Source organism: Streptomyces sp. NPDC087215 (assembly GCF_044744885.1).
Taxonomy (GTDB): domain Bacteria; phylum Actinomycetota; class Actinomycetes; order Streptomycetales; family Streptomycetaceae; genus Streptomyces.
Genome location: NZ_JBIUZD010000003.1, coordinates 18,735 through 40,256, shown reverse-complemented (window position 1 = coordinate 40,256; position 21,522 = coordinate 18,735). Strand labels below are relative to the sequence as shown.

Sequence of the window (21,522 nt, the reverse complement as noted above, 5' to 3'; positions counted from 1 at the left end):
GACACGGGGGAGCGCCGGCCAGGGGGCCCGGCGAAGGCTCTCCCCTCCGCCCCGCACAGCAGGTCACCCCCGGGGAGGGACCCTTCTTGTCTCGTTTCACACGCGCGCGGCGGCCCCGCGCGCGAATCGCCGTCCTGACCACCGCGCTGCTCGCCTCCGGGGCCGGTCTCGCGCCCTTCGCGGCGGCGGCCCCGGCCGCCGGGACCGACCGGTTCGACCGGTTCGACCGGATCGACATCACGCCGAACCCCCGGACCGTGCCCCGGCACGACACCGTCCTCTCCGTCGGCCCGACCGGCTACGCGCACGCGCCCGAGGACGCCGACGAGTCCTTCGGCGACGGCGTGGTGTGGACCGACCTCACGACCGGCGCGGACACCCCGCTCGGCGCGGGCGTGGGCAACGGGACCTTCGCCGACTTCGGCACCGGCGGCCGGTACGCGTACGCCCAGCCCGGCATCGGCATCCACGTCCTGCGGGATCTCGTCACCGGCACCCAGCGCCCGCTCGACATGCCCCGCGACGCGAGCTACCGGGGGCTGCTCGGCGACACCCTGCTCTTCCAGCGGTACGCCTCCGCCGAGGACTTCGGCACCACCACCGGGTACTACCTGCTCCGCGCCGACGACCCGGCCGCACCGCCCGTGGAGGTCACCGGCTGGCCCGCCGACGCCCATCTGCACCACGCGCGGCTCGCCGCCGGAGACGCCTCCACGGCCGTGATCCGTTTCGGGCGCTCCACCGACCCGTACTCCTACGACTTCACCGACCTCGGTCTCGTCGACCTGCGGACCGGCCGGATGACCGTGGTCCCGGCCCCCACCTCCTCCCAGGACGTGCTCGTCGCCCCGGTCGCCGTCAGCCCCGACCGGTTCGCCTGGGTGGACCTCGACCGGACCGTGCACCTGCGCGACCGGACCGACCCGACCGGCGCCGAGCGCGCCTTCGCGCTGCCGGAGGACCTCTCCGCCGCCCGGATCGGGCTCGTCGGGGACTGGGTCCTCGTCCTCGGCGAGGCGTCCGGCACCGACGCCTCGCCGCGACGGGAGCTCGTCGCGCTCCACCCCGACGGGCGGCGGCAGCGACTGCTGAGCGGTGCCGAGGACCGGCTGACCCAGATCACCGGCGGCGGCACTGCCGTCGTCGGCGGGACCTCCGCCACCGACTGGGCCCTCCTCAAGGCCGTCCCCGGCAAGGGCGGCGGCGCCCCGGTGCTGGAGAAGCTCCGCCGGATCGAGCCGCTGGCGGCCAGGACCGACGGGATCGCGTTCGGCGCGGGCCGCCTCACCACCCTGGAGCAGGACGGGCCGGGGGGCCGGGGCTTCTACGGCCGGACCCTGCCCGTCGGCCCCGTCCACGGCGGACAGTCCGCCCCGGTGTGGCAGGGCGCCGAGACGGACGCCGAGCAGCGGCCGACCCCGCTCTTCGACGGCGGCGACGGCCGTACCGTCTCCTACCCGCGCATCCCGTACACCGACCGGGCGGTCGTCTCCCGCGCCGCCGACGGCCGGACGACCCGGGTCGCCGTCGGCCAGGACGGCCGGATCGCCGACTCCTTCGGCCGCTGGACGGTCTTCCAGACGGGCACCCCCACCTTCCCCGGGCAGCTCGTCACCGACGGGCAGACCGTCGTCGTGGACACCGACGCCTCGAAGGTCCTGTCCCGGCAGACGCAGACCGCCGCCGCCCTGTGGGGCGACACCCTGTTCACCGGCACGGCGGCCACCGGCGAGGTCACCCGCAAGGACCTCGCCACCGGCAAGGACCTCGGCAAGGTCACGACCGGCTCCGGCTGCCCCCTGACGGAGCTCCAGGCCGCGGGCGGCCGCTGGCTGTACTGGGCCTGCGGCTCGTACGCCAAGCAGGGCGTCGTGGACCTGAAGAGCGGCGCCAGGATCACCCTGCCCCGCTCGTACGGCCAGGGCGGTCTCCTCGGCGACGGCTACTACGTGGACCAGAACAACTCCTCGCTCCGGCTGGTCGACTTCACCTCCGGCCGTGCCGTGGCGAGCGCCCTCGTCGACTCCGTCCCGGTGCACGGGCCCCGCCGCGAGGCATGGGCCGTCGACCGCTTCGGCGGGGGCGTCGCCTACAAGGACGCCGACGACCTCGTCCACGTGGTGTGGCCCGGCGTCGCCGCCTCCGACCTGACCGCCGCCTCGGCGAGGACCCCGGGCAGCGCACGGGCCCAGGACGGCTGGAAGGCGGCCTGGGCGCTCTCCAAGCCCGCGTCGATCTGGCGGCTGACGGTCCGTGACCCGTACACCGGGGCGGCCGTCCGCTCCTTCGGCGGCCAGGAGACCCGCAACCGGATCGAGGCCGTCTGGGACGGCCGGACCTCGGCGGGCAAGCCGGCGGCCAACGGCCCGTACACCTGGGACCTGACGGCGAACACCGCCGACGGCAAGGGCCGCGACCTGGTGCTCTCCGGCACGGTCACCCTCACCGGCGGCACGCCCGGACGACGGGACCTGGCCGGGAACGACCGGCAGGGCGACCTGCTGGCGACGGACGCGGCGGGGCAGGTGTCGATGTACCGGGGCAACGCGTTCGGCGGGCTGTCGGCCCGTGTCACCGGTACCGGCGCGAAGTTCGCGAAGGGCACCGTCCTGGTGCCCTTCGGCGATGTGAACGGCGACGGCTGCGCGGACGTCCTGGCCAAGGTGGGCGACCAGCTCCGCGCGTACCGCCCCGGCTGCGGCGCGGTGGTGTCGGCGTCCTCGCCGTACACCACGATCGGCTCCGGCTGGGGCCAGTACGACGTCCTGACCTCCCCCGGCGACGTGAACGGCGACGGGTACACCGACCTGATCGCCCGCCAGACGTCCACGGGGGACATGTACTTCTACGCCGGTACGGCCGACCACCGGGTGAAGAGCCGGGTCAGGACCGGTACGAACTGGAAGCTGTACAAGAAGATCGTGGGCGCGGGCGACCTGAACGGCGACGGCCGCGGCGACCTCCTCGGCGTGGACGCCGCGGGCGTGCTGTGGCGGTACTACGGCACGGCCACCGGCGGCGTCACGGCCCGGGTCCGGGTCGGCGGCGGCTGGGGCGCGTACTCGTCCCTGGCGGGCGTCGGTGACGTCTCCGGCGACGGCCGCACGGACCTGGTGGCCCGCGACACCGGCGGCGCGCTGTACGCCTACCACGGCACGGGCGGCGGACTGTACGGCGGCCGGGTGCTCCTCGGCGGCGGCTGGAACGTCTTCACGTCCCTGTTCTGACCCCGCCGGGCGGCGGCTGCGGTGTCGTCGAGGTGCTCTGCCGCCGCCCGCCCCTGTTCCGACCCCGGCGTGCGGCGGCGACCGGGGCGGACGGCGGCGGCCGGGGCGGACGGCGGACCCCGCCGCCCGCCCCGGCCCCCACCCCACGGCACGAGACCCCCCGTGTCGGATACCCGATCGGTTCCGGGTGCCTCTCGGGCTATGCTGCACGGGTGTGCTGTCCACGGGCCGTTAGCTCAATTGGCAGAGCAGCGGACTTTTAATCCGTTGGTTGTGGGTTCGAGTCCCACACGGCCTACCGAGCACCGGGCGGGCGCAAGCCTGTGACCTGTGAAGAAGCGCTCCACCCGGCTTTGGCCGGGTGGAGCGCTTCTTCGTCGGAGGGCTCGGTGCGTGAGCGAGGCCTCCGACGGCTGACGCCTTCGTCCCTGATGACCCGTACGGAGAGTGCGTCCCGGCCGTGCCCGCCGGTACGTCCGGCAGCCGAAGGCCGCCCGGTGGGCCTCCGGCTGCCGTGAGCCGCCCACCGGACTACGGACTTCCCGCCTTCCCGCGACTTCGACGGGTCACCTACGGGAGGCCGAGACTCATCTGTCCGGCGTGGTGGTTCGCCGGGACCGAGCAGCACGTCGGCGGGGCGGAGAGCTGTCGACGTCGGCAGATCCGGGAACGCCCCGGTCGCTCTCACCTGCGGAGTGGCTGGCGCAGCGGACGTCGGGGGAGACTTTCGGCCCTGTCGTCCCGTAGACCGCTTCAGGACACTTCAGTCATGTCTTCCTGGGTAGCGATCGATTTCGAGACGGCGAACGAGCACCGTGGCAGCGCGTGCTCCGTCGGCATGACAGCAGTCGACGGGCAAGCCGTCACGGGCACTTGGAGCACGCTGATACAGCCGCCGCCCGCGCTCGGCCGCTTCGACCCCTACAACGTACGGGTCCATGGCATCCAGGCGACCGACGTCGTCGCCGCGCCCGGTTGGAAGGCCGCGCTCGCCGAGATCCTCTCCTTCGCCGACGGGCGGCCCTTGGTCGCCCACAACGCCGGTTTCGACTTCGGCGTCATCCGGGCCGCCTGCGACACCGAAGGCATCGCCTGGCCCGAGCTCCGGTACACCTGTTCCCAGGTCGTCGCCCGCCGTACCTGGAAGCTGTTGTCCTACGGACTGCCCTACTGCATGGACGCTGCCGGGCACGCCTTCACCGATCATCACCAGGCCGGAGTGGACTCCCGGGCCTCTGCCGAGATCATGCTCTCGGCCATGCGCGAAGCCGGCACGACGACACTCGACGAGTTGCTCGACAAGCACCGGATCCGCTGGGGCTCCATGACCGCCGACCGCCAGTGGCACGGCAGCCGGTACCGGGGCGAGAGCCGCCGTGACCTCTTGCCCGTCCCCAGTGCCAACCCCGCCGCCGACCCCGAAGGGGCTCTGTACGGACTGACCGTCTGCCTTACCGGCACCCTGACCTCGATGAAGCGCACCGATGCGTTCGACCGCCTCGCCGAGGCCGGAGCCCAGCCCGTGAAGACGGTGACCAGGAAGACCGACATCCTGGTTTCCGCGACGCAGACCCAGCTCAAGCCCGGCGACACACTGAGCGGCAAGCTGAAGGAAGCGCGGGCCCTGCTCGATGCCGGCTGGCCCATCGAGGTCGTGGACGAGGACGAGTTCCTTCGCCGTCTCGGAAGCTGAACCTCTGCCCCCTGCCCACACCTGACTGACCAGGTACCACCGGGCCGGTCGGAGGTTCCGGGGTCGCTCAGGCGTCCCCGCCGCTCAACCCCCTGAGGCATGTCCCGCGTTGTACGGGTAGGAGAGTGACGGTGCCGGGCCGGAAGGGTTTCCCGGGGCGCGGTGCCGGGTGGCGTGGGGGAATCTGGGCGGGGACGTCCGACACGGTGGAGGTGGGGTCGATGGTGGAGAGCGGATCCGGTGATCCGGTGGGGGAGGCCAGACTGCTGGCCCGGTGCGCGCTGGGGGCCGCGGCGGCCAGTGCCGTCGTCCTGCTGACCGGGCTCGGTGCCGGGGGGCTGCTGATCCTGTTCAGCGGGCTCGTCGGGTTCGCCTGTTCGGCCGTGGGCCTCTGGTGGTTCCTCGCGCACCGGGGGACGGTGCGCGTCCTCGGCGCGCTCCTCGCGGTCGGCGCGCCCCTCGCCGTGCTCAGCCTCTACGTCGTCGGCGGGCTGTGGCTGATCGCGCTCGTCGCCCTCGTCCTGTGGGCCGGGGCGGCGCTCTGCGGGCGGGCCTCGCTGCGCCGCCTGCGGGCGGCGCGCGGCGACGCCGGGCGGACCGACCGGGCGCGCGGCGAGCGGCGGCCCCGGCCCCGGAGGCCCGTCCTGATCATGAACCCGAAGTCCGGGGGCGGGAAGGTCGGCCGCTTCGGGCTCGTCGAGCGCGCCGAACGCCTCGGCGCCCGGGTGATCCTGATCGACCCCTCCGCCGAGACCGACGTCGCCGCGCTGGCCCGTCAGGCCGTCGCCGACGGCGCCGATCTGCTCGGGGTGGCGGGCGGTGACGGCACCCAGGCGCTCGTCGCCGCCGTGGCCGCCGAGCACGACCTGCCGTTCCTCGTCGTCTCGGCGGGAACCCGCAACCACTTCGCCCTCGACCTCGGCCTCGACCGGGTCGACCCGGCGAACTGCCTCGACGCGCTCGTCGACGGCGAGGAACTCCGCGTCGACCTGGGCTGGGTCTCCGGCCGCCCCTTCGTCAACACGGTCTCCTTCGGCGTGTACGCGGACGTCGTCCAGCGCCCCGAGTACCGCGACGCGAAGGCGGGCACCGCGTTCGACGTCCTGCCCGACCTGCTCCAGGGCGGCGAGGGCGACCGGCTCGACGCACTCGTGGACGGTGCCCCGCTCCCGGCCCAGCAGGCCCTGCTCGTCAGCAACAACCCGTACGTCGTGCCCGACCCGTTCGGCGCGGCCACGGTACGGCGGCCCCGGCTCGACGGCGGCACGCTGGGCGTGATCGGCATCCGCGTCGACGGCGCCGCGCAGGCCGCGGAACTGGCGGTACGGGGGGCCCAGGCGACCGGCCTGAACGTCCTGACCGCGACCCGCGTCGAGGTCACGGGCAAGGCGGAGGCACCGACGGGCCCCGGACCCGGCCTGTTCTCGGGCCCCGGCCCGGAGTCCGGGTCCGCTCCGGACCCGGACTCCGGTGAGGGGTCCGACTCCGGTCGGGGGCCCGCGTCCGGCTCCGGGGGCAGCTCCCCGGGCGGCGGCGATCCGGCGCCGGGGCCCGGCTCGGCCCCCGGCTCCGGGACCGGCCCCGCCTCCGGTTCCGGCCTCGGAGCCGAGTCCCGTACCGGCTCCGATTCCCGTACCGGCTCTGATTCCCGTACCGAGTCCCGTACCGGCTCCGACTCCGGGATCGGGACCAGCTCCGGGACCGGTCTCACCTCCACCTCCACCTCCATCGCCGTCGCCGTCGACGGTGAGGCGCTGGTCATGGACACCCCCGTCGTCTGTGTGCTCCGGCCCCGGGCGCTGCGGGTGCTCGTGCCGCGGCACCGGCCCGGGGCCGCGGACCCCCAGCCGCCCATCGACTGGCGGCGGGTCGTCCGGCTCGCCTTCCCTCCGAACCATCACCCCGCACCGAGGAGCGGCACATGACCGGCACCACCGGAACGACCACGACCCGACCCCTCCGGGCGGTGCTCCGGGATCTTCGCGCGCTCGACGGAGCCGTGTACGCGGCCGTCGCCGCCACTCCTACGCCCACGCTCGACACGGGCCTGCGCAGGCTCTCCACCACCGCGAACCACTCCAAGATCTCCTTCGCGGTGGCGGGTGCGCTGGCCCTCTTCCCGGGGCGTCCGCGCCGGGCGGCGCTCGCCGGGCTCGGGGCCGTCGCGGTGGCCTCGGCCTCCGCGAACCTGTTCGGGAAGCGGCTGGTCCGCAGGCCGCGCCCGGACCGGGAGGCGGTCCGGGTGGTGGCGGGCCGGTACGTGCCGATGCCGGACTCGGCGTCGTTCCCGTCCGGGCACACCGCGTCGGCGGTCGCCTTCGCGACCGCCGTGGGCGTGGTGCTGCCCCCGGCGGCGGTCCCCCTCCAGGTGCTCGCGATGGCCGTCGGCTACTCCCGGGTCCACACGGGCGTGCACTATCCCGGTGATGTCGCCGCGGGCGCGGTCCTCGGCATGGGGAGCGCCGTCGTGTCGCTGGCGGTCGGCGCGTCCCTGCCGCGCACCTGGAGGAAGTGACCGGCCCTCAAGGGATCCTCAGGGGCCCCGCCCCTGCCCCGCCTCCGCCCCGGCCCCCGGACGCTTCCCTCGCCGCTCAGCCCGTCGCCCGCGCCAGATCCTCCTCCGTGAGGCCCAGCGCGGCGATCCGCTCCGGGTCGGCCAGGATGTGCAGTTCCACGATCCGGTCCCCCGCGACGGTGAAGACCATGAGCGCGCCGGGCCGCCCGTCCGTGACCGAGAGGACGGCGGGCGCGCCGTTGACGACCATCGGGAGGCGTCCCGTACGGAACCGGGCGTAGGCGAGGGCCTGGGCGATGACGGCTTCGGCGCCCCGGACGACCTTGGAGACGGCGGCGAGGGTCCGGCCGCCGTCCGCGCGCAGCACCACGTCGGGGTCGAGGACGGCGAGCAGCCCCTCGAAGTCCCCGCCGTGCGCGGCGGTGAGGAACGCGTCGGCGATCTCCCGTCCGCGCCGGACGTCCGGCCCGGCGGCGGGTGCGACGGCGGGTGCGGCGTCCCGTACGCGGCGGCGGGCGCGGCTGGCGAGCTGCCGGGCGGCGGCCGGGGTGCGGTCCACGACGGGCGCGATCTCGTCGAAGGAGACGGCGAACATGTCGTGCAGGACGAAGGCGAGCCGTTCGGCGGGGGAGAGGGTCTCCAGGACGACCAGCAGGGCGAGGCCGACGGACTCGGTGAGTTCGGCGGCGCGCTCGGGGTCGGTGGTGTCGGCGACCCGGGCGACGGGGTCGGGGACGTGGTGCTCCAGGGGTGCCTCGCGGCGGGAGCCGCGCGAGCGGAGCATGTCGAGGCAGACGCGGCCGATGACGGTGGTCAGCCAGCCGCTGAGGTTGGTCACGGCGTCGACGTCGCTGCGGTGGAGCTTGAGCCAGGTCTCCTGGACGGCGTCCTCGGCTTCGCCGAGCGAGCCCAGCATCCGGTAGGCCACCGCGCGCAGCCGGGCCCGGTCGGCCTCGAAGCGCCGGGCCAGCGGTTCCTCGTCGCGGTCCATGCGCCGGTCTTCCCGGTCCGCCGGTCGGTCTTCCCGGTCCACTCGCCGGTCCACTCGTCGGTTCCCCCGTTCGCGTACCACCGTCATGCCCATGCCCTCATGACGGATCGGACCGCGCCGATGTGACACGGGCCTCGGCGGTGCTCGTGGCGCGCGGGCGGCGGCTCGTCCCGCAACGGGCCGGTGCGCTCCGGTCCGGCTCGTTTCCGGCTCGTCCGGTCCGGTGTGTGAGATCCACGCCGTCTCGGGGTGAACGCCCGGGATTCCCCGGCCAGTGGCCTCGATCGCCGTGGATCGTCGCTTCAGCCCGCTGGTCGCCGTCCGTAGATTGATCACCATGACGACGACATCGACGCAGGTCAACCCCGTTCTCCGGACCCCGCCGGCCTCGCCCGCCGCCGCTGCCGCGTACTTCTCCGCGAGCCTGGCCTTCCACGCGGACGTCTCCGATGTGGCGTCCGCGCTGGCCACCGCCGCGGCCGACGGCACCGACCCGGGCTTCGTGGTGATCGACTCGCGCTCGACCGCCTCGTGGGACCAGGGGCACGTGCCCGGCGCGACGCACCTGCCGACCGCGCTGATCGCGGAGCAGGCCGAGCGGCTGCTCGACCGGGCGGTGCCGGTGGTCACGTACTGCTGGGGTCCCGGCTGCAACGGTGCCACGCGCGCCGCGCTGGCCCTCGCCGAGCGGGGATTCCAGGTGAAGGAGATGCTCGGAGGCTTCGAGTACTGGGTCCGGGAGGGCTTCGCGTACGAGACGTGGGAGGGCCCCGCGGAGAAGACCGCGGACCCGCTCACGGCGCCGGTCGAGGGCGAGTGCGGCTGCTGATGTCGGCCGGTGGCCGGTGGCCGGTGTGGACGGCCAGCCCGGGGTCGGCGCTGACGTCCCCCGGTGGTCGGCGCCGTCGTCGGCCCGTGGCCGGTGCTGAAACCCCCGGTGACCAGCGCGGATGCCCCCGGTCGCCGGTGCCTGGCCCCTGCTCGCCAGTGTCGGCGATCCGCGTTTCGCGGTGCTGGTGGAGTCCGATTTCCGGATCGCCCCGGTCATGACGTAGAGTCGTGTTTACCGACGCGGGGTGGAGCAGCTCGGTAGCTCGCTGGGCTCATAACCCAGAGGTCGCAGGTTCAAATCCTGTCCCCGCTACTCAGTAGCAGCGAAGGCCCGGATCCAGTCACTGGATCCGGGCCTTCGTCGTGTGCGCCCCGGCCCCGCCCGCGCGGCTTGACCTTTACGCGGCGTCAAGTTCTAGCGTTCTCGGCATGGAGTGGTCGATCCAAGAGGTCGCCAGGAAAGCGGGCACCACCAGCCGCACCCTCCGGCACTACGGAGAGCGCGGACTGCTGGAGCCGAGCCGGATCGGCGCGAACGGTTACCGGTACTACGACCAGGCTGCGCTCGTACGGCTCCAGCGCATCCTGCTGCTGCGCGAGCTGGGGCTCTCGCTGTCCGCCATCGCCGAGCTCCTCGCGGGGCAGCGGGACACGGCGGCGGCCCTGCGGACCCATCTCGCGCTCCTGGAGCAGGAGCGCGAGCTGCTGGGACGCCGGATCGCGTCCGTACGGACCACTCTCGACAGGACCGAAAAGGGAGAGGAACTCATGGCCGACGAAGTGTTCGACGGTTTCGACCACACGGTGTACGAGAAGGAGGTCGCCGAGCGCTGGGGGCGTGACGCTCACCAGAAGGGCGACCAGTGGTGGCGGGGGCTGGGCGAGGGGGAGCGCAGGGCTTTCCTCGACGAGCAGAAGGTCATCGCCCGGGACTTCGCGCGAGCCCTCGCGGACGGGCTCGGCGCCGGTGACGACGCGGTGCAGGAGATCGCGCGGCGCCAGGTCGTCTGGCTCTCGGCGACCGCGGTCCCGAGCAAGGAGTACGTGATCGGTCTCGGCCGTATGTACGTCGACGACCCGCGCTTCGCCGCCCACTACGACCAGCACGGCGAGGGCACCGCCGTCCTGGTCCGGGACGCGCTGGAGATCTACGCGGAGCGCGACCTCTAGCCGGGAGGCCGGGCGCGCCGGGGGTCCGGAGCCGGACGGCTCCGGCAGTCGGAAGTCCCGGAAGCACCGGAAGTAAACGCTGTCCAAAACCGCGCCCGCCGTTTTGCGGGCGGGCGGTGTCCCATCGTAGTGTCGCGCACACCATGAGTGACGACACTGTGACGGGCGTGCATCGGCGGGCGCCCGCCGATGTGCACCGGAGGGCGCCCGCCCTCCTCGTCCTGCTCGCGCTCCTCGCGCTCGTCGTCAGCGTCTGCCACGGCGCGCAGGGGCACATACTGCCCTCGTCCGGCGCCGAGGCCACGGTCTCCGCGCCCGCCCTGCCGCACGGTTGCGAGCAGTCCGGGAGCGGCTGGTCCTTCGACGCCCACCTCCCCGCGCAGTACTCCGCCGCCTCCCTGGCCACACCCGACGCGGGCGGGGCCGTCCTCCTGCCGTACGTCTCCGTCCTCGGCGACGACCCCCGCGCGCGGTGCGTCCGGGGCCGGGCGGGCCCCGGCCCCCAGCCGGGCAGGCTGCTGATCGCCCTCGGAGTGGACCGGAACTGAGCCGGGTCCCGCCTCACGCGTGACCAGGTTCCTTCCCCATGCCATCCCAAGGACGTATCCGTCATGAGCACCTCGCTGCCCGGCACCACACTGTCCGCGACCTCCCCGGTCGCACCCGTCCCCCCGGTCTCCGGGGAGACCCGGACCTCCCCGGGCCCCGTGGCATCCCCCTCGTCCCCTTCGTCTTCGTCCCCCGGCTTCCCCACGGGCCCGCTGTCGCCCACGGACCGGACGCTGCCCGGGGGGCTGCTGCCGCTCGCCGAGCAGACCGTCGGCAACACGCCCGTCCTGTGGACCGACGACGGCTACTGGGCCAAGCTCGAAGGCTTCAACTTCGGCGGCATCAAGGACCGTGCCGCCCTCCACATGGTCGAGCGGGCCCGTCGGCGCGGAGAGCTGCGGCCCGGCGCCCCGATCGTCGAATCGACCTCGGGGACCCTCGGGCTCGGGCTCGCCCTCGCCGGGGTGCTGCACGGCCACCCCGTGCACGTCGTCACCGACCCCGGGCTCGAACCGATCGTCGAGCGGATGCTCGTCGCCCACGGCGCCCGCGTCCACGTCGTGCCGGAGCCGAGCCCGCACGGCGGCTGGCAGCAGGCCCGGATGGACCGGGTCACCGAACTCCTCGGGGCCCTCGACGGGGCCTGGTGGCCCAACCAGTACGGGAACCCCGACAACCCCGAGGCCTACACCGGGCTCGCGGCCGAACTGTCCGGGCAGCTCGACCGGATCGACGTGCTCGTCTGCGCGGTCGGCACCGGCGGCCACTCGGGCGGCATCGCCCGCGCCCTGCGCGCCACCAGCAGCCCCGCCCTCGAACTCGTCGGCGTCGACTCCATCGGCTCCACCGTCTTCGGACTGCCCGCGGGGGAGCGGCTGATGCGCGGCCTCGGTTCCTCCATCCACCCGGGCAACGTGGACCACGGGGCCTTCGACGAGGTCCACTGGGTGGGCCCCGCCGAGGCGGTACGGGCGGCCCGCCGCCTGGCCTCGCGGCACTTCGCGACCGGCGGCTGGAGCGTCGGCGCGGTGGCGCTCGTCGCCGGCTGGCTGGCCCGCACCCGGCCGCGCGGCACCCGGATCGCGGCCGTCTTCCCCGACGGGCCGCAGCGCTACTTCGACACCGTCTTCAACGACGAGTTCTGCACCGCGCACGGCCTGCTCGACGGGCCCGTACGGGAGGACCCGGCCGGGTACGAGGACGGCACGCCCGTCGACGGCTGGACCCGCAGGGCCATGGACCGGGCGGGACGGAACCGTTGAGCAGCACGACCGGCACCACCCCGGGTCCCGCGAAGGCGGCCCGGGGCGGGGTGTGGAGGCAGAGCCGGGGCTTCGAACCGGCCGTCCGGCTCCTCTTCCTCAACCAGCTCACCATCAACCTCGGCTTCTACATGCTCATGCCGTACCTCGCCGCGCACCTCGCGGACGGGCTCGGCATGGCGGCCTGGGCGGTCGGGCTCGTCCTCGGCGCCCGGAACCTCTCCCAGCAGGGGATGTTCCTGGTCGGCGGGGCGCTCGCCGACCGCTTCGGCTTCAAGCCGCTCATCGTGGCGGGCTGCGCGCTGCGGACGGCCGGGTTCGGGGCGCTCGCGTTCGCCCAGTCGCTGCCGATGCTGATCGCCGCGTCCCTGGCGACGGGCCTCGCGGGTGCGCTGTTCAACCCCGCCGTCCGTGCCTGCCTCGCGGCGGAGGCGGGAGAGGAGCGCCGGGTGGAGGCCTTCGCCCTGTTCAACGTCTACTACCAGGCGGGCATCCTGCTCGGGCCGCTCGTCGGGGTGGCCCTGACGGGGGTGTCGTTCCAGTTGACGTGCCTGGTGGCGGCGGTGCTGTTCGCCGTACTGACCCTGGTGCAGCTCCGGTACATGCCCGTAAGGGGCGGGAAGGACGCGAAGGAGACCGAGGACGGGGAAGGGCGGGGGCAGTTCCGCACGGTCCTCTCCCACCGGACCTTCTGGCTCTTCTCGCTGGCCATGACCGGCTCGTACGTGCTGTCCTTCCAGGTCTATCTGGCGCTGCCGCTCGCGGCGGGCGGGACGGGCCCCACGACGGCGCTCTTCGTCGTCTCGGCGCTGGTCGCGCTGGCCGGACAGCTGCGGATCACCGCCTGGTGCAAGCGGCGCCTGAGCCGGGAGCGGTGCCTGGTCCTCGGGCTCGCCCTGATGGGCGGGGCGTTCCTGCTCCCGGCGGCCCTGGGCCGGGGCCTGCCGGGGCTGCTGCTCTGCGCGGCGGTCCTGGCCGTGGCGAACGCGGTGCTCTACCCGTACGAGATGGACACCGTCGTCGCCCTGGCCAAGGGCCGCTGGGTGGCCACCCACTACGGGCTCTACAACACCGTGTGCGGGATCGGGATCACTCTGGGGAACCTGGGGACGGGCGCGCTGCTCGACGTGACCGGCTGGTCGGCGGTGCCGTGGCTGGCGCTGTGCGCGGTGGGCCTGATGTGCGCGGCGGCGATGGCCCTGCTGTCACGCGGGGGGCGGCTGGGGGTGTGAGGGGCCCTGGCCTGTGGGACCCGTGGACCCGTAAGGCCGGTGGGATCCGTGGGACCCCTAAGTCCGGTGGGATCCGTGGGACCCCTAAGGGCTGTGGGGATCCGTAAAGCCCGTGAGACCCGTAGGGCTCCTGAGGCCGTAGGGGCCCTACGGGGCCGGGCTCCCGCTCGGCTCCGGGCCGCACCACCCCTCCGTACGCCAGTCGGCCCCCGGGGGTCGCCGCCAGGCCCGGCGGCGGCCACCCTGGGAGGGCGCGGTACGGGGCCGCGGCCGGTACGGACCGGGCAGGAGAGTACAGGTGGGGCACCCCCTGAGAGCGGTGGGCGGCGGATGGCGGGGCGACGACGGGCGTCCGTACGGGCGCGCCCGGCGGTTCATCCGCGCCCTGCCCCCGCTGATCATCCTGGGCGGGGCCGTCTACGACATCCTGACCCCGCCCGAGTACACGGCCTCGCCGCTGTTCTCCGCCGCCCCGCTGATCGCCGCGCCCTTCTTCTCCACCCTGACGACCCTGCTCACCGGGATCGCCGCCGTCCTGGCCTCCGCCGGGCTCCACCTCTACAACGACACCGCGAGCCGTATCCCGGCCCTCACCGAGACCCTGACCGTCGCCACGGTCTCCGCGCTCGCCCTCCTCATCAACCGGGTCGTGCGCCGCAGCGGCGAGCGGCTCGCCTCGGCGCGGGTCATCGCCGAGACCGTGCAGCGGGCCGTGCTCCCGACGCCCGCCGAGCGGATCGGAGGACTCCAGTGCGCGGCCCGGTACGAGGCGGCGCACGCGGGCGCGTTCATCGGCGGCGACCTGTACGCCGTCCAGGACACCCCCTACGGGGTGCGGCTGGTGGTGGGGGACGTCCGTGGCAAGGGGCTGGAGGCGGTCGAGGCCGTCGCCGTGATCATCGGGGCCTTCCGGGAGGCGGCCGAGCAGGAACGGAACCTGGAGGGCGTGGCCCGCCGTCTCGAAGGGGCGCTGGCCCGGGAGGGCATCCGGAGAGAGGGCATCGACGCCTTCGAGGGGTTCACCACCGCCGTCCTCGCCGAGATCCCGCGCGGGGACGGCGGAGGCACCTTCGACGGTTTCGTACGGACGGTCAACCGGGGGCATCCGCCGCCGCTGCTGCTGCACGGGGACGGGCGCCTCGACCTCCTGGAGCCGTCCGAGCCCGCGCTGCCCCTCGGCATGGGCGATCTGGCGAGTTGGCCCGACCGGGCCGAGGCGCGGCCCTTCCCGCCGGGCGCGACCCTGCTCTTCCACACCGACGGCCTCTCGGAGGCGCGGAACGCGGAGGGCGTCTTCTACGACCCGGGGGCGCGCCTGCTGGGCCGGATCTTCCCGGGCCCCGAGGAACTCCTCGACGCGCTGGTGGACGACGTACGCCTGCACACGGGCGGCGGATCGACGGACGACATGGCCCTGCTCGCGGTGAGCCGCCCGGCGGCGGGGCAGCCGGCGAGGCGGCGGACGATACCGGTGGTGCCGCCGGGCAGACCCGGTCACCGGCTGTAGTCACCGGGTGTCGCTGCGATAACAATTGACATAACGTCAGATCTCGTCGCCCGTGCCGGTCTCCACCGAAGCGCGGCCAACTCGCCCGATTCCCCCTCATTCCTGTTAATGATCAAGAGGGACAGCTTGGAATCGAGCACCCCTGTCTATTAACGTTCGATAACGCAGCGCGGTCGTCCCAGCCGTCGCAAGAGGCGGCACCGTGCGCACGCGCCGAATCCCGAAAGGGAACCGGGGAACCACCACTTGGGGTGAATCGGGCCCTTCGCACCCGTGCGACCGGCCCGTAGGAGACCTTCCTGCTCCGAACCCGTCAGCTAACCCGGTAGGCGAGAAGGAAGGAAAGGAGCGCGCCCCCGTGGCGTCCCACACTCCCGTACCCGAAACCCCCTTCGACGCCTTCGGCGGTGGCTCGGCTCCCGCCGCCCCCGGGACCGAGTGGAACCCGACCGAGGACACCCTCCGCGCCCAGAACCGCTCCGGCGGCCGGCACCGGGTCGTCAAGCAGCGCTCCAACTTCGCCCGTTCCTCCACGGTCCTCGGCGTCGGCGTCATCGCCGCGGTCGGCGCGGGCGGCCTCGCCACCGCGCAGGAGAAGCCGAAGGTCGCGATATCCCTGCCGGACCTCCCGGACGCCCACGACCTCCCCCTCGTCGGCGACCTCCTCCCCGAGGAGGACCACGAGACGGTCCCCGTCGCCCGTGCCAACCCGCACCCGCTGACCGCCTCCTACGCCTCCCTCGACGAGAAGCCGGGCGCCACCACCGCCGTACGGGCCGAGCGGACCGTCACGGCCGCGAGCGCCACCGGCGACGCGGGCGAGGCCCTGCGCGCCCGCATCCTCCAGCAGGCCGAACAGCAGCAGGTCTCCGCCGTCGCCGCCGAGAAGGCCGCAGTGGAGAAGGCGGCGGCCGAGAAGGCGGCGGCGGAGGCGCAGACCAAGGCCGAGGCCGCGAAGAAGGCGGTCGCCGAGGCGGAGGCGAAGGCCAGGGCGAAGGCGGAGGCGGAGGCGAAGGCCGAGGCGGAAGCCGCCGCCAAGGCCAAGGAGGAGGCCGAGCGCCTCGCCCGGCTCGCCGCGAGCTACTCGCTGCCGGTCTCCTCGTACACCCTCACCGCCACCTACATGCAGTCCGGCTCGATGTGGTCCTCCGGCCAGCACACCGGCCTCGACTTCGCCGCCCCCACCGGGACCCCGGTCAAGGCGGTGCACGGCGGCACCATCAAGTCGGCGGGCTGGTCCGGCTCGTACGGCTACCGGATCGTCCTGGAACTGCCCGACGGCAGCGAGGTCTGGTACTGCCACCTCTCGTCCATGACGGTCGGTGCGGGCCAGTCCGTCGGCACCGGCGAGACCATCGGCCGCGTCGGCGCCACCGGCAACGTCACCGGCGCCCACCTCCACATGGAGGTCCACACCCCCGGCGGCGCGGGCGTCGACCCGGCCTCCTGGCTCCGCTCCAAGGGCCTGTCGCTCTGACCGCGCCCCCGTCCCGGAACGCTCCGGGACGGGACCGGGTCCTCCCCTACGGGCCGGAGCCCTCCCTTACGGGGCCCACCCTGATGGGGCCGGAATACTCCGGGCGAAGCGGAAGTTGAGCGTCCCATGACTTCTCTCCGCCCGCTGGGCAGTTCCGACCTGCGCGTCTTCCCGCTCGCCCTCGGCGGCAACGTCTTCGGCTGGACCGCCGACGAAGCGCAGTCCTTCGCGGTCCTCGACGCCTACGCGGCGGCGGGCGGCAACTTCGTCGACTCGGCCGACGCCTACTCCGCCTGGGCCGAAGGCAACGAGGGCGGCGAGTCCGAGACGGTCATCGGCCGCTGGCTCGCCTCCCGGGGCAACCGCGACGACATCGTCGTCGCCACCAAGGTCGGCGCCCACCCGCGCTTCAAGGGCCTCTCCGCGACCACCATCAAGGCGGGCGCCGAGGCGTCCCTGCGCCGCCTCGGCACCGACCGCGTCGACCTCTACTACACCCACTTCGACGACGAGACGGTCCCCGTGGAGGAGATCGTCACCGCTCTCGACCAGCTCGTGAAGGAGGGCAAGGTGCGGGCCGTCGCCGCCTCCAACATCTCCCCGGAGCGGCTGCGCGCCTCCCTCGACTTCGCCGAGTCCGAGGGCCTCACCCGGTACGTGGCCCTCCAGCCGCACTACAACCTGGTCTCCCGCGACACCTACGAGGGCCCCCTCCTGGAGACCGTCGAGCGGGCCGGGCTCTCCGCCGTCCCGTACTACGGCCTCGCCGCGGGCTTCCTCACCGGCAAGTACCGCCCCGGCGCCGCCGTCGACAGCGTCCGCGCCACCGGGGCGGCCGGGCACCTGGACACCGAGCGCGGCCGGGCCGTCCTCTCCGCGCTCGACACCGTCGCCGGGGCGCACGGCGCCGAACCGGCCACCGTCGCCCTCGCCTGGCTCGCCGCCCGCCCGACCGTCGCCGCCCCGATCGCCTCGGCGCGGACCGTCGAGCAGGTCCCGGCGCTGGTGGCCGCGGCCGGGCTCACCCTCTCGGAGGCCGAGCTGAAGCTGCTCACGGAGGCGTCCGTCTGACCGGACGCGCGGAAGCCCCCGGCCCGGCGTTCCACCGGACCGGGGGCTTCCGCGTACCCCCGTCGGAACGGGGCACGTGCCGTACCCCGTTCCGTCGTCCCCCCAAGGTACGCGTGGCCGGAACCCGGCGGTCCGTCCCAGCGGGCGGGGACGTCCCGGGACGGGGGACGGGCGGTCAGCCCCGGTACGGGTTGTAGCCGTCGTAGTCCAGGTACTGCGGCGGCGACCAGGCCCGGCCGGTCGCCCGCGCCGCGTGGGTGAGCGCCGGGGACGCGATCTGCCGCCGTTGCCAGAGGTGATGGAGCAGCTCCTGCTCGCGGGCGGCGAAATCGGGTTCGGCCGCCCCCCGCCGGGCCCGGTCCCGCAGGAACGCCAGGGCCGTGGCGAACGACTCGTACTCGCCGACGGTCCGTGCGGCCGACGGCCCGTACGCGCGGGCGGCGAAGGAGCGGGCCAGCCGCCGCGCGCGCATCGAGGAGAGCGCCGAGGGCTCGGCGGGGGAGAGCCAGCCCGCCGCCGCGTACGCCGGGAGCTCCCCGGAGACCGTGCGCAGCTCGCGCTGCCTGCTCCACAGCGCGAGCCAGGTCAGCAGGGCGAAGACCGGGACCATCAGCACCCCGTACACCGCGAAGAACGCCAGCGGGCCGCCGAAGGTGGCCGAGCCGTTCCAGGCGGCGTGCAGTCCCATGGCGAGCAGCAGTCCGGTGAGCGGGAGCAGCACCTTCCGCAGCCGTCTTCCGCGCGGGGCGAGCGCGGCCAGACCGAAGCCGATGCCGGTGAGCACGGTGAACAGCGGGTGCGCGAAGGGTGACATGACGACCCGGACGAAGAAGGTCGTGGCGGTCACCGAGCCCAGCCCGGCGGAGCCGAACTCCTGGTCCTCGCCGAAGGCGTTGCCGAGGTAGAGGATGTTCTCGGTGAACGCGAAGCCGGTCGCGGTGAATCCGGCGATCACGACACCGTCGACGAGCCCGACGAAGTTCCGCCGCCGGAGGAGGAAGAGCAGCAGGATCGCCACCGCCTTCGCGCTCTCCTCCACGACGGGCGCGACGACCGTCGCGCCGAGGGTGTCCGCCGAATCGGGGTCGGCGGTGGCGGTCGCGATCCAGCGGACCGCGAAGGAGTTCGCCAGGATCGCGACGAGCGCGGCGGCGAAGGCGCCCCACGCGAACGCGAAGAGCAGGTTCTTCCAGGGGCCCGGCTCGACCCGGTCGAGCCAGCGGAAGGCGGCCATGAGCAGCGGTACGGGAAGCACGGCGAGCCCCAGGCCGACGAGGAAGCCCTGGGTGCCGGTCTGTTCGCGGACGAGGGCCAGGATGACCAGGGCGCAGGTCGTGAGGACGGTGATGACCACGAGGGCCCGGAACAGCCGGCTGCGCCAGAAGTCCCGGCGCGGCCGGTAGCGCCACTGGGACCGGTCGGCGGCGGCCGGGAAGGCCGGTTCCTCGGTGTCCCGGTGGGGCACGGGAGCGGCTTGGGGCGCGGCGTCCGCCGTGGTCTCCGCCAGGGCGTCCGCCGTGGCCTCCGCTGTGGTGGGGACGGGGTTCGACACGTCAGCGACCCTAACGACCGGCACCGGTACAGGGCGAGGCGATTGCGTGGACAGGGTCACTTCGAGCGGGCGGCCGGGCGGGGTCCGGTCCCGGCGGGTCCGGTGGTGAGGGCCGGTCGGGGTCCGGTGCCGGGCCCGACTGATGGGGCCAGGCCCGCCCCGGCCCCGGTCCGGCCCCGGTCCGGTCCCGGTCCCGGTCCCGGTCCCGGTCCCGGTCCGGCTACTTCCGGCTGAAGAGGACGTCGTGCACGACGTGGCCCTTGTCCAGGCCCTGGCCCTCGAAGCGGGTGACCGGGCGGAAGTCGGGGCGGGGCGCGTACCCGCCGTCGTCCCGCGTGTTCTCGAAGTCGGGGTGCGCGGAGAGCACCTCCAGCATCTGCTCCGCGTACTCCTCCCAGTCCGTCGCGCAGTGCAGCACGGCACCGGGCCTCATCCGGGTCGCGAGCAGGGTGAGGAACTCGGCCTGGATCAGCCGCCGCTTGTGGTGGCGGGCCTTGGGCCACGGGTCGGGGAAGTAGACCCGGCAGCCGTCGAGGGCGTCCTTCTCCAGCATCTCGCGGAGCAGGATGATCGCGTCGCCGTTGGCGACCCGCACGTTCGTCAGACCGTTCCGGTCGGCGAGGCCCAGCAGATTGCCCTGGCCGGGGGTGTGCACGTCCACGGCGAGGATGCCGGTGCCGGGGTCCGCCGCCGCCATCTGCGCGGTCGCCTCGCCCATGCCGAAGCCGATCTCCAGGACGACCGGGAGACCGTCGAACATCTCGCCCAGGTCGAGGACCCGCTTGCCGTCGATGTCGAGACCCCAGTCGGGCCAGCGCTTCAGCATGGCCTCGGCCTGCCCGTAGGTGACACGGCTGCGGCGCGGCTGGAAGCTCCGGATGCGCCGCTCGTGGTGGGCGCCCGCGGGGTCGGGCAGGGGGCCCTCACCGGGGGCGAACATCCGGCTGCCCCGCCGCGCGGGCTGGACGGCTTCGGCGGGCGCGGCGGCGGGCTGCTGGGTGTTCTCTGGCTGCTCAGACACAATGCCCCGATTCTAACGGCGCGCCCGACGGCCCTCAGGCGCTCCGGGGCCTTACGGGTGGGGCGGACCCCGGCGGACCGGCGCACCCCGGCGGGACGGCCGCGCCCGTACGGCCGGTGAGCACGGCCATGCCGCCCGTACGGCTCCCGAGTCCGGCCGCGCCCGTACGGGCCGGAAGCGGCCGTCCCACGGGAGCGGTCCGGGAGCGGCGGGCTACAGCAGGGCCAGCGCCCGGCCCGCCACCTCACGCCCGATCGGCAGCGAGGCGGTCGCGGCGGGCGAGGGCGCGTTCAGCACATGGACCGTACGGGCGGCCTCGCGGATCAGGAAGTCGTCGACGAGCGTCCCGTCCCGCAGCACCGCCTGCGCCCGTACGCCGGGTGCGGCCCGGCGCAGGTCGGACTCCTCGACGACCGGCAGCAGCCGCCGTACCGCCTCGGTGAAGGCACGCTTCGACACCGACCTGCGCAGTTCCCCCGCCCCGTATCTCCAGTGGGCGCGGGCGATGGCCCAGGAGCCGGGCCAGGCGAGGGTGCCGGCCAGCTCGCGGGGGCGGACGACGGACCAGCCGTACCCCTCGCGGGCGAGCGCCGGGACCGCGTTCGGCCCGATGTGGACGCCGCCGTCGACGCCCCTGGTCAGGTGCACCCCGAGGAAGGGGAACGCCGGATCGGGCACCGGATAGACCAGTCCGCGCACGAGGGACGGGTCGGTCAGCTCGTAGTACTCCCCCCGGAAGGGGACGATCCGCATCTCCGGGTCGTCGCCCGCGAGCCGGGCGATCCGGTCGCAGTGCAGCCCCGCGCAGTTCACCAGGACCCGCGCCCGGACGATCCGGCCGTCCGCCGTCCGGGCGGCGACGCCCCACGGGCGCCGGTCGATCTGGACGACCTCCGCCCCGTACGCGATCCGGGCGCCGGAGGACTCGGCGAGCCGCGCGGACACCGCTCCGTAGTCGCAGATGCCGGTGGTCCCGACGTGGATCGCGGCCAGGCCCCGCACCCGGGGCTCGTACTCGCTGATCTGCGCCGGTCCCAGCTCGCGCACCGGAATGCCGTTCTCCCGGCCGCGCTGCACGAGTGCGTGCAGCCGGGGCAGCTCCTCGCGCGCGGTGGCGACGACGAGCTTCCCCGTCACCTCGTGCGGAATGTCCCACTCCGCGCAGAACTTGACCATCTCGGCGGCGCCCTCGACCGCGAACCGGGCCTTGAGCGAGCCCGGCCGGTAGTAGATCCCGCTGTGGATCACCCCGCTGTTGCGCCCGGTCTGGTGGCGCGCGAGGGCGTGCTCCTTCTCCAGGACGGTGACCCGGGTGCCGGGCGCGGCCCGCGTCAGCGCGTACGCCGTCGAGAGACCGACGATCCCGCCGCCGATCACCAGCACGTCACAGTCAAACACCAGCGCCACCTCCCACCCCCGATAGT

The 21,522-nt window shown here is 74.1% G+C and carries 16 protein-coding genes, 2 tRNA genes and 1 riboswitch; of the genes, 14 read left to right on the top strand and 4 right to left on the bottom strand.

The genetic code is table 11. The annotated features are described in order from the left end of the window. Window positions 1–86: 86 nt before the first annotated feature. The 5 genes from ACIO92_RS09560 (at window position 87) to ACIO92_RS09540 (ending at window position 7,435) form a co-directional block, all read left to right on the top strand. Window positions 87–3,227 carry an FG-GAP-like repeat-containing protein gene (locus ACIO92_RS09560; protein ID WP_402280324.1) on the top strand — a complete coding sequence of 1,047 codons (3,141 nt, stop codon included), beginning with the start codon at window positions 87–89 and terminating at the stop codon, window positions 3,225–3,227. A gap of 225 nt (window positions 3,228–3,452) precedes the next feature. After that, a tRNA-Lys gene (locus ACIO92_RS09555) sits at window positions 3,453–3,525 on the top strand. Window positions 3,526–3,996: 471 nt separating this feature from the next. Beyond that, entirely contained in the window at window positions 3,997–4,920 is a 924-nt protein-coding gene (locus ACIO92_RS09550) for an exonuclease domain-containing protein (RefSeq protein WP_402280326.1), read from the top strand. 221 nt (window positions 4,921–5,141) lie between these two features. After that, window positions 5,142–6,845, top strand: coding sequence for a diacylglycerol kinase family protein (locus tag ACIO92_RS09545; protein WP_402280328.1), 1,704 nt, complete (start codon window positions 5,142–5,144; stop codon window positions 6,843–6,845). Further along, window positions 6,842–7,435, top strand: a complete 594-nt coding sequence (locus tag ACIO92_RS09540) for a phosphatase PAP2 family protein (protein WP_366444877.1) — start codon at window positions 6,842–6,844, stop codon at window positions 7,433–7,435. The genes ACIO92_RS09545 and ACIO92_RS09540 overlap by 4 nt, the downstream gene beginning before the upstream one ends. 76 nt (window positions 7,436–7,511) lie before the next feature. On the opposite strand, the gene ACIO92_RS09535 is transcribed toward ACIO92_RS09540, so the two are convergent. After that, window positions 7,512–8,426, bottom strand: coding sequence for a sigma-70 family RNA polymerase sigma factor (locus tag ACIO92_RS09535; RefSeq protein WP_402280330.1), 915 nt, complete (start codon window positions 8,424–8,426; stop codon window positions 7,512–7,514). A 337-nt stretch (window positions 8,427–8,763) separates the two neighbouring features. On the opposite strand from ACIO92_RS09535, the gene ACIO92_RS09530 reads away from it, so the two are divergent. From ACIO92_RS09530 to ACIO92_RS09490, 9 genes are all read left to right on the top strand, one after another. Then, entirely contained in the window at window positions 8,764–9,255 is a 492-nt protein-coding gene (locus tag ACIO92_RS09530) for a rhodanese-like domain-containing protein (RefSeq protein WP_366444879.1), read from the top strand. 241 nt (window positions 9,256–9,496) lie between these two features. Further along, window positions 9,497–9,570: transfer RNA gene (locus tag ACIO92_RS09525), tRNA-Met, on the top strand. A 116-nt stretch (window positions 9,571–9,686) separates the two neighbouring features. Continuing rightward, complete coding sequence (locus ACIO92_RS09520) at window positions 9,687–10,427, top strand: MerR family transcriptional regulator (protein ID WP_366444880.1); 741 nt, start codon at window positions 9,687–9,689, stop codon at window positions 10,425–10,427. Window positions 10,428–10,570: 143 nt separating this feature from the next. Next, the gene (locus ACIO92_RS09515) at window positions 10,571–10,975 is read left to right on the top strand and encodes a hypothetical protein (RefSeq protein WP_366444881.1); all 405 of its coding nucleotides are present in this window, start codon (window positions 10,571–10,573) and stop codon (window positions 10,973–10,975) included. Window positions 10,976–11,038: 63 nt separating this feature from the next. Continuing rightward, complete coding sequence (locus ACIO92_RS09510; protein WP_366444882.1) at window positions 11,039–12,238, top strand: PLP-dependent cysteine synthase family protein; 1,200 nt, start codon at window positions 11,039–11,041, stop codon at window positions 12,236–12,238. Continuing rightward, window positions 12,235–13,470: an MFS transporter gene (locus ACIO92_RS09505; protein ID WP_402280334.1), complete on the top strand. Its 1,236-nt coding sequence runs from the start codon at window positions 12,235–12,237 to the stop codon at window positions 13,468–13,470. Before ACIO92_RS09510 ends, ACIO92_RS09505 begins: the two co-directional genes overlap by 4 nt. Window positions 13,471–13,768: 298 nt before the next feature. Then, on the top strand, window positions 13,769–14,977 hold the full coding sequence (locus tag ACIO92_RS09500) for a PP2C family protein-serine/threonine phosphatase (protein WP_401235450.1): 1,209 nt from the start codon (window positions 13,769–13,771) through the stop codon (window positions 14,975–14,977). Window positions 14,978–15,178: 201 nt separating this feature from the next. Then, a riboswitch (cyclic di-AMP (ydaO/yuaA leader) is annotated at window positions 15,179–15,324 on the top strand. An 11-nt stretch (window positions 15,325–15,335) separates the two neighbouring features. Further along, window positions 15,336–16,454 carry a M23 family metallopeptidase gene (locus ACIO92_RS09495; RefSeq protein ID WP_366444884.1) on the top strand — a complete coding sequence of 373 codons (1,119 nt, stop codon included), beginning with the start codon at window positions 15,336–15,338 and terminating at the stop codon, window positions 16,452–16,454. A gap of 126 nt (window positions 16,455–16,580) precedes the next feature. Further along, window positions 16,581–17,525: an aldo/keto reductase gene (locus tag ACIO92_RS09490; RefSeq protein WP_366444885.1), complete on the top strand. Its 945-nt coding sequence runs from the start codon at window positions 16,581–16,583 to the stop codon at window positions 17,523–17,525. Between the two features lie 175 nt (window positions 17,526–17,700). Here ACIO92_RS09490 and ACIO92_RS09485 read toward each other — a convergent pair whose 3' ends face one another. From ACIO92_RS09485 to lhgO, 3 genes are all read right to left on the bottom strand, one after another. Next, the gene (locus tag ACIO92_RS09485) at window positions 17,701–19,077 is read right to left on the bottom strand and encodes a PrsW family intramembrane metalloprotease (RefSeq protein WP_402596715.1); all 1,377 of its coding nucleotides are present in this window, start codon (window positions 19,075–19,077) and stop codon (window positions 17,701–17,703) included. Window positions 19,078–19,297: 220 nt separating this feature from the next. Next, on the bottom strand, window positions 19,298–20,017 hold the full coding sequence (gene trmB, locus ACIO92_RS09480; RefSeq protein ID WP_402280383.1) for a tRNA (guanosine(46)-N7)-methyltransferase TrmB: 720 nt from the start codon (window positions 20,015–20,017) through the stop codon (window positions 19,298–19,300). Window positions 20,018–20,311: 294 nt separating this feature from the next. Beyond that, complete coding sequence (lhgO, locus tag ACIO92_RS09475) at window positions 20,312–21,496, bottom strand: L-2-hydroxyglutarate oxidase (RefSeq protein ID WP_366444886.1); 1,185 nt, start codon at window positions 21,494–21,496, stop codon at window positions 20,312–20,314. Window positions 21,497–21,522: the final 26 nt, after the last annotated feature.